6 protein-coding genes are annotated in these 9,081 nt (G+C 67.1%); all 6 read right to left on the bottom strand.

What is annotated here, in order from left to right; all coding sequences use genetic code 11:
* Positions 1–68: 68 nt before the first annotated feature.
* Complete coding sequence (gene gyrA, locus QRO93_RS02275) at positions 69–2,780, bottom strand: DNA gyrase subunit A (RefSeq protein WP_180880176.1); 2,712 nt, start codon at positions 2,778–2,780, stop codon at positions 69–71.
* A 217-nt stretch (positions 2,781–2,997) separates the two neighbouring features.
* On the bottom strand, positions 2,998–4,062 hold the full coding sequence (gene mtnA, locus QRO93_RS02280; RefSeq protein ID WP_053450213.1) for an S-methyl-5-thioribose-1-phosphate isomerase: 1,065 nt from the start codon (positions 4,060–4,062) through the stop codon (positions 2,998–3,000).
* A gap of 46 nt (positions 4,063–4,108) precedes the next feature.
* Positions 4,109–4,837: a DUF3011 domain-containing protein gene (locus QRO93_RS02285; protein ID WP_053450214.1), complete on the bottom strand. Its 729-nt coding sequence runs from the start codon at positions 4,835–4,837 to the stop codon at positions 4,109–4,111.
* 139 nt (positions 4,838–4,976) lie between these two features.
* Positions 4,977–5,933: an EF-P lysine aminoacylase EpmA gene (gene epmA / locus QRO93_RS02290; RefSeq protein WP_180880175.1), complete on the bottom strand. Its 957-nt coding sequence runs from the start codon at positions 5,931–5,933 to the stop codon at positions 4,977–4,979.
* Positions 5,930–6,415, bottom strand: a complete 486-nt coding sequence (locus QRO93_RS02295) for a GNAT family N-acetyltransferase (protein ID WP_053450216.1) — start codon at positions 6,413–6,415, stop codon at positions 5,930–5,932. Before QRO93_RS02295 ends, epmA begins: the two co-directional genes overlap by 4 nt.
* Before the next feature lie 49 nt (positions 6,416–6,464).
* On the bottom strand, positions 6,465–8,936 hold the full coding sequence (gene ligA, locus QRO93_RS02300; protein WP_180880204.1) for an NAD-dependent DNA ligase LigA: 2,472 nt from the start codon (positions 8,934–8,936) through the stop codon (positions 6,465–6,467).
* Positions 8,937–9,081 lie beyond the last annotated feature (145 nt).

Raw genomic sequence — 9,081 nt, forward strand, 5'->3', positions numbered from 1 at the left:
GCGGCATCCGCATACGACGACGCCGGCACAGGGCCGGCGTCGTCGGGTACCTCAACCTGGCAACAGGATCACTCCTGCGCGGCGTCCTCGCTGCTGGCAGCAGCCGGGATGCCGTCGGTCGCGGCCGGGGCGGCGGCCACCTCGTCCTCATCCTCGTCGATCGAGGCATCCATGCGCTCCACCGCCTGCAGCTTCTCGTCCTTCGACAGGCGGATCAGGGTGACGCCCTGGGTGTTGCGGCCGACGCGGCTGATTTCCGAGCCACGCGTACGCACCAGGGTGCCGCCATCGGAGATCAGCAGGACTTCATCGCCGGAGCCCATCAGCACCGCGGCCACCAGCTTGCCGTTGCGCTCGGTGGTCTGGATGCCGATCACGCCCTGCGTGCCACGGCCCTTGCGCGGGTAGTCCGGCAGCGGGGTGCGCTTGCCGTAGCCGTTCTCGGTGGCGGTAAGGATGTACTGCACGCTGGCGTCGTCGGCGCCGTCGATCACCGCATCGCCATTGGCTGCGATTTCCTCGACACCATTGTCGTCCTCGTTCTCGTCCTCGCTGCCGCCGGCACTTTCGGCCACGATCAGGCTGACCACTTCCTCGCCCGCCGGCATCTTGATGCCACGCACGCCGGTCGCGGTACGGCCCATCGAGCGGACCTTGTCCTCGCCGAAGCGCACGGTCTTGCCGTTGGAGGCGAACAGCAGGATGTCACGCTCACCGTCGGTCAGGCCGACGCCGACCAGCGCATCGCCCTCGTCCAGGTTGATCGCGATCTTGCCGCGGGCCAGGCGGAAGGCGAACTCGCCCAGCGGAGTCTTCTTGACCGTACCGTTCTTCGTGGCGAAGAACACGAACTGGCCATCGGCGTACTCGCGCACCGGCAACACGGCCTGCACGCGCTCGCCCGGCTCCAGCGGGATCCAGTTGATGATCGGGCGGCCACGGGCGTTGGAACCGGCTTCCGGCAGCTGGTAGACCGGCAGCCAGAACACCTTGCCCGAACTGGTGAAGGTCAGCAGCGTGTCGTGCGTGTTGACCAGCCACAGCTGTTCGATGAAATCCTCTTCCTTGGTCGCCGCCGCACTGCGGCCACGGCCACCACGGCGCTGCGCGCGGTACACGCTCACCGGCTGGCGCTTGACGTAGCCGGCGTGCGACACGGTGACCACCACGTCTTCCGGCGCGATCAGGTCGAGGATGTCCAGGTCTTCTTCGCTGTGGCGGATCTCGGTGCGACGCTCGTCGCCGAATTCAGCCTTGACGTTGACCAGTTCCTCGCGGATCACCTGCAGCAGGCGGTCGGGATCTTCCAGGATGTGGATCAGCCCGGCGATCACTTCCAGCAGCTGCTTGTACTCGTCGGTCAGGCGGTCCTGCTCCAGCCCGGTCAGGCGGTGCAGGCGCATTTCCAGGATCTGGGTGGCCTGGATCTCGGTCAGCTGGTAGCCGCCCTCGATCAGGCCCACGCCCTTGGGCAGGTCTTCCGGACGCGAAGCTTCGGCACCGGCGGCGCCCAGCATCGCACCGACCAGGCCCGGCTCCCACACGCGTGCCAGCATGCGCTCGCGGGCTTCGTTCGGGTTCGGCGAGGTCTTGATCAGTTCGATCATCTCGTCGATGTTGGCCAGCGCGACGGTCAGGCCTTCCAGCACGTGGGCACGGGCGCGCGCCTTGCGCAGCTCGAACACGGTGCGGCGGGTGACCACTTCGCGACGGTGGCGGACGAACGCCTCCAGCATCTGCTTGAGGTTCATCAACTGCGGGCGGCCATCGACCAGCGCCACCATGTTGATGCCGAACACCGACTCCATCTGCGTCTGCTGGTACAGGTTGTTCAGCACAACCTCGGCAGATTCACCGCGCTTGATCTCGATGTAGATGCGCATGCCGTCCTTGTCGGACTCATCGCGCAGCTCGCTGATGCCTTCGATCTTCTTTTCCTTGACCAGCTCGGCGATCTTCTCGATCAGACGCGCCTTGTTCACCTGGTAAGGAATTTCAGTGACGATGATCGATTCGCGGCCGTTGTCGGCCACTTCGATATCAGCCTTGGCACGGATGCGCACGCGGCCACGGCCGGTGCGGTAGCCGGCGACGATGCCGGCGGTGCCGTTGATGATGCCGGCGGTCGGGAAGTCCGGGCCCGGGATGTACTCCATCAGGCCGTCGACATCGATGTCCGGGTTGTCGATCAGCGCGATGCAGGCGTTGATCGATTCGCTCAGGTTGTGCGGCGGGATGTTGGTCGCCATGCCCACTGCGATACCGGCCGAACCATTGACCAGCAGGTTCGGGAACCGGGTCGGCATGACCGTCGGCTCCAGTTCCTTTTCGTCGTAGTTGGGCTGGAAATCGACGGTTTCCTTGTCGATGTCCGCCATCAGCTCATGCGCCAGGCGCGACATGCGCGCCTCGGTGTATCGCATCGCCGCGGCGGAGTCGCCGTCGATCGAACCGAAGTTACCCTGGCCATCGACCAGCATGTAACGCAGCGAGAACGGCTGTGCCAGGCGCACCAGCGTGTCGTACACCGACTGATCGCCATGCGGGTGGTACTTACCGATGACGTCACCGACGATACGCGCCGACTTGAAGTAGGGCTTGTTGCTGTGCGCGTTCAACTCGTTCATCGCGAACAGCACGCGACGATGCACCGGCTTGAGGCCGTCGCGCGCATCCGGGAGCGCGCGGCCCACGATCACGCTCATGGCGTAATCGAGGTAGCTCTTGCGCATCTCGTCTTCCAGGTTGACCTGGATGATTTCCTTGGCGGTTTCTGCCATTCGGGTTCCGTTGTCTGGTAGCGGTCCAGTCCGGCGCAGCCCTCTGCGGGAGGGGGTCGTGCCGGAACCTCGATTCAACCTGTGGATACTACCACAACAGGCCGTTTTCCGCCTCCCTTTACGGGGATTTTACCGGCACAAATCAGGAACTTAGGGGTTGCCGGCCAGCGGCCGGCACGACCCGGGGGCGGAGGTCACGCTGCCCCTCCCCTGCGCTTCAACCGCCGAAGGCGGCGCGCATGTTCTCCACGGTCGGGTTCAGGATCACCCCGCGCTCGGTCACGATGGCGTCGATCAGCTCGCCCGGGGTGACGTCGAATACCGGGTTCCAGGCGGCAATGCCCTCGGCCACGGTGCGGGTGCCGCCCACGCCGTACAGCTCGCCCGGATCGCGCTGCTCGATCTCGATCTGGCTGCCGTCCACGGTCTCCATGTCCACGGTGGAGGACGGTGCCACGACCATGAACCTGACGCCGTGGTGGCGGGCCGCAATGGCCAGCTGGTAGGTGCCGATCTTGTTGGCGGTATCGCCATTGGCGCAGATGCGATCGGCACCGACGATCACCCACTGCACGGCACCGGTCTTCATCAGGTGCGACGCGGCCGAGTCGGCGATCAGGGTGGCGTCGATGCCATCCTGCTGCAGCTCCCACACGGTCAGGCGCGCGCCCTGCAGCCACGGCCGCGTTTCGCCGGCGAAGACACGGGCGATGCGGTGCTGGGCCATGCCGGCACGGATCACGCCCAGTGCGGTACCGAACCCGGCGGTGGCCAGCGAGCCGGTATTGCAATGGGTCAGCACCCCGCTGCCAGCGTCGATCAGGCCCGCGCCCAGCGCCCCCATGTGACGGTTGGCGGCCAGGTCTTCCTCGGCAATGGCCTGCGCTTCCGCGGCCAGCAATGCCTTCCAGTCCGGGCCGGCAGCGTTCAGGCAACGGCGCATGCGTGCCAGCGCCCAGGCCAGATTGACTGCGGTCGGACGCGAAGCGTTCAAGCGCTGCAGCGCCGGCTCCAGCTGCTGCAGTGCCTGCATGCCATCGGCCGCCTGCACGTCACGTGCCGCCAGCACCACGCCCCAGGCAGCCGCGATACCGATCGCCGGCGCACCGCGCACGGTCAGTGCGTGGATGGCCGAGGCGACCTCGTCACTGTCATGGCAGACCACATGCTCGACCACGAACGGCAGCTTGCGCTGGTCCAGCAGTTGCAGGGCATCGCCGGTCCACAGGATCGGGCGGATGTGGTCGTAGCGGGCGTAATCGATGTCGGAGGCAGTGTTCATGGGCCCATTGTAGGGCCACGCCCGGCAGCGTTGGAGCCTGCCCGGCTCAGTTCACCAGGAATTCGGCGCGGCAGCCGCCGTCCACCCAGATCCCGTTGCGGTTCCAGCCCCAGGTGCTGCCCTCCTCGCACGGCGTGTTGGACAGCTGCTCGGAGACGGCAGCCCCCACCGAGATGCTGGCGCCGCAGAAGCGGCGCTTCTTCGACTTGGATTCGCAGGTCAACCTGCGCGGCACGTCGACGAAGCGGCCCTCATCATCGGCCACCTCGAAATCACCCTGGCAGCCGCGGCTGGTCCACACTTCATTGCGCTTGTAGCCCCAACCCTGCCCTTCCCGGCACGGCAGCGCCGACAGCTGCCGCAGCAGGCGTACCGGGGCACCGTCCAGGCGCACCGGGCAGCTCTGCGGGCGGCCGTTGGATTCACAACGCACCACGCGACGGACCAGGCGCTTGCCTTCGGTGGCAGCACCGGTGGCACCGGCAGCGCGGCGCGCGCGGAACTCGGCGCGGCAGCCCAGGGTGACCCAGACGCCACTGCGGTCGGTCCCCCATTCGCTGCCACGGATGCAGCTGCTGTTGGACAGCTGGCGGACCAGGTCGACGCCATTGCTGACATCGATATCGCAATGCACCCACGCCATGTCACGCGATTCGCAGGTCACCACTGCATCGTCGTAGCCAACCTGCTGGGCAGACGCCGAGGACGGCAGCCAGGCACCCCAGAGCGCGATGGAGTACACCGGAGCAGCGACGACCGCAAACCACTTGACCAATGCCTTCCCCAACAGGAGTGGACGAATTCCGATGCCAGTGTCTCGCATCTGCCGTGATAAGAGCATCATCCTGCTTGCCGAAGCAAGCGCGCGAACGCAGCAATCCGTTCAGTCTTCGATGTTCAGCAAAGCGCTGCGCTCACGCATGGGCGAAGTCGTAGGCCAGCACATCGGCAATGCGTGGCGTGCGGTTCATCGCCATCAGCAGGCGGTCGACGCCGACGGCGACGCCGGCACAGGCCGGCAACGACGGCAATGCGGCCAGCAACGCTTCGTCCAGCGCCGGCTGCACCTGGCCGCGCTCATGCCGACGCTGCAGGTCACGCTGGAAACGCGCACGCTGCTCGTGGGCATCGTTCAGTTCGTGATAACCGTTGGCCAGCTCCACCGGCCCCAGGTACAACTCGAAGCGTTCCGCCAGCGGCGGCGTGCCGGGGCGGATGCGGGCCAATGCTGCCTGGCTGGCGGGCCAGTCATGCACCACGGTCATCACCGCGTCATCGAAATGCGGCTGGATATGGTGGGTCATCAACAGATCCAGCCAGTCATCGCGGGTCAGGCCGACCGGATCGATATGCACATCGCCCAGTGCGGCGCGCAGTGCGGGCTCATCGGCGTCGAACGGGTCCACGCCCACATGCTGCTGGAACAGCTCGCGGTAGCTCAGCACGCGCAGGGATGCACTGCGCCCGACCAGGGCCAGCGCCTGGCCGACCAGCTCGGCGGTTTCCTGCACCAGCCGGTGGTGGTCCCAGCCGACCCGATACCACTCCAGCATGGTGAACTCCGGGTTGTGGCGGCCACCGGCCTCGCCGTTGCGGAACACCCGGCCCAGCTCATAGCAGTCGCCAACACCGGCCGCCAACAGGCGCTTGAGCGGATACTCCGGCGAGGTGCGCAGCCAGCGGCGGCGGCCGCCGGCATCGACGTGGCCGGTGAAATCGGTATGGAAGCTGTCGATGTTCGGTTCGGTGTTGCCCGCCACCGACAGGATCGGCGTCTCCACCTCCAGCACATCGCGCTCGGCGAAGAAGCGACGCACCAGCGCATTGAGTGACGCGCGCTGCTGCAGCGTGCGCAGCAGGGCCGCGCTCACAGGATCCCCTCCGGACGCGGATGGTCCAGCGGCAGGGTCAGCAGGTCACGGGTGTCATCGATGTAGCCGCTGGCCAGGTACAGGCGGCGCGCCAGTTCATTGTGGTGGTTCACTTCCAGGCGCAGCCGGCTGACGCCCCGCCCGCGGGCACGCTGTTCGCAGATGGCCAGCGCCTGCTTGCCACGGCCACGACCACGCGCGCGATGGCTCAGGTACAACTCGTCCAGCAGCATGAAGTGGCCGCCCTGTTCCAGGCTGAAGCCCATCGCGATCACCGCGTAGCCCACCACGTCAGCCGCCTCGTCCAACCACAGCAGCACTTCGCCGTTGCGCGGGTCGGCCAGCAGTGCATCCACGCCGCGACGCACGCGCGCATCATCGAAGTCGATCCTGTCTTCGGCATAGAACTCGCGCATCAACGCGATCAACCGTTCCTCATCGGCGCGGGTGGCGAGGCGGAAATCCAGCGGGGCGGTCTGCATCGGTGTTCCTTTGTGTTTCAGGCCGGGCGCGAGGCACCCGGCGAAGTCATCATTCGTGTTCGGCGAGGTAGGCCAGCAGTCGGTCCTCGTCCCACACCGGCACGCCCAGCGACTGCGCCTTGTCCAGTTTGGAGCCCGCCTCGGTACCGGCCACCACGAAGCTGGTCTTCTTCGAGACGCTGCCGGAGACCTTGGCACCGAGTGCCTCCAGGCGCTCCTTGGCGGCATCGCGGGTGAGCTGGGCCAGGGTGCCGGTCAGCACCACGGTCTGCCCGTCCAGCGGGCCGGCCACGATCTCGGCCAGCGCCGGCGCCTTGGCCAGGATCAGCTGCATCGCCTTTTCGGCCGCCAGCAGCATCACGCCATGACCTTCGGCGTCCAGCCACTGCGCCAGGCCGCGCGCGGTGTCGTCCGGCAGGCCCGCGTTGACGAACTGGCCATGTTCGGCATCCAGCACCGCCTGGGCGCCCGGCAACGCCGCCACCAGCTTCTCCGCGCGCAGGCGCGTGATTCCGGGGATTTCCGATTCAACCAGCAGCTGCGCAAGATCCAGGCCTTCGCGCAACTTTGCACTGGGCGCATGCACATCACTGATGCGCACCTGGCCGACCTGCAGCAGGTCATCGATGGCCTGCTGGTTGCCCTGCTGCTCGAAGAAGTGACCGAGCGAACGCGCCACTTCGCCGCCGATGTCCGGTACGCGCTTGAACAGTGGCCACGGCAGGTGGCGGATCAGCTCCAGATCACCGAACCACTGCGCCAACGCCTTGGCCGTACTCTCGCCGACGTGTTCGATGCCGAGCGCGAACAGCAGCCGCTCCAGCGTGGCGGCGCGGCTTGCATCGATCGCCGCGATCAGGTTGTCGGCCCACTTGGTGGCGATCTTCTTCGTGTTCCAATCGAAGCTGGCCGGCTGTACCAGCGCCTGTGCGCGCCAGCCCGGATCAGTGCCATCCAGCTTGAGCACCGCGTTGAGCACCGCACCGCTGCCTTCGGCCGGCAGATGCAGCTTCAGCGCGGCGGCCAGCGCCGAGGGATCTTCAGCATCCAGCACCAGCTTCAGGTGCAGCAGCTGGTCGCGGCTGAGGCGGTACAGATCGGCCACACTTTTGACGATACCGGCATCGACCAGGGTTTCAATGTACTTGTCACCCAAACCATCGATGTCCATCGCGCGGCGCGAGGCGAAATGGGCAATGGCTTCCTTGCGTTGCGCCGGGCAGGACAGCTCGCCGGAGCAGCGCCATGCCGCCGCACCTTCCTCGCGCACGATCTCCGAACCGCACACCGGGCAGCGCGTCGGCATCTGCCATGGCGTGGTGCCCGGCGGGCGGCGGTCGAGGATGACGCTGACCACTTCCGGGATCACGTCACCGGCGCGGCGAACGATCACGCTATCGCCCACGCGCACATCCAGCCGTGCGATCTGGTCGGCGTTGTGCAGGGTGGCGTTGGACACGATCACACCGGCCACCGCCACCGGCGCCAGCCGCGCGACCGGCGTCGCGGCACCGGTGCGGCCGATCTGGATCTCGATCGCCTCAACGGTGGTGCTCTGTTCCTGCGCCGGGAACTTGTGCGCGATGGCCCAGCGCGGCGCACGCGAGACGAAGCCCATCGCCTGCTGGCCGGCGCGATCGTCCAGCTTGTAGACCACGCCATCGATGTCGAACGGCAGGCCATCGCGGCGCTCACCGATATCGCGGTAATAGCCGAGCAGGCCGTCGGTGCCTTCCACCACCTTGCACAGCGCACTGACCGGGAAGCCCCAGGCGCCAAGCTGGGCCAGCGTGCCCGAATGGGTGTCGGGCAGTTCGCCGCCCTGCACCTCGCCGGTGCCGTAGGCGAAGAAGCTCAGCCTGCGCTGCGCGCTGATCTTCGGGTCCAGCTGGCGCAACGAACCGGCGGCGGCATTGCGCGGGTTGGCCAGCACCTTGCCACCCTGCTGGCGCGCACGTTCGTTGTAGGCCTCGAAGTCGGCGCGGGCCATGTAGACCTCGCCGCGCACCTCCAGCACGTCGGGCCAGTTCTTGCCATGCAGGCGCTTGGGGATGTCGCCGATCTCACGCAGGTTGGCAGTCACGTCCTCGCCGGTACTGCCATCGCCGCGGGTGGCGCCCAACACGAAATGACCTTCTTCGTAGCGCAGGCTGATCGCCAGGCCATCCATCTTCGGCTCGGCCGAGAACTGCAGGCTGCGACGGCCCAGGCGCTCATCGATGCGGCGCACGAAGTCGGCCACTTCCTCATCGCTGAAGGCATTGGACAGCGACAGCATCGGCACCGCGTGGCGTACTTCCGGGAAACGGCCGGAGGGACGGGCGCCGACCTGCTGGGTCGGGCTGTCGGCACGTGCCAGCTCCGGATGCTCGCGCTCCAGCGCTTCCAGCTCGCGCACCAGCCGGTCGTAGTCGACGTCGGGGATCTCCGGCGCATCCAGCTCGTGGTAGGCGCGGTTGGCCTGGGCGATCTGCCGGCGAAGGTCTTCGGCGCGTTCGGCGGGGCTGGGGCTCATCGGGATCCGGTGGTTCTGGGATGGCCGGGAATTCTACCGCGCCCGGCCGTCAGGCCCTGTAACGCCGGCGCCCTTTGTAGAGTCGAGCTTGCTCGACTGGCGCTCCCCCGCCCTGGCAGGTGGCAACCACTCCCCCGCCCTGGTAGGTGCC

Origin of the sequence: Stenotrophomonas maltophilia group sp. Smal17 (assembly GCF_030237045.1) — a bacterium.
GTDB classification, from domain to species: Bacteria; Pseudomonadota; Gammaproteobacteria; order Xanthomonadales; family Xanthomonadaceae; genus Stenotrophomonas; species Stenotrophomonas forensis.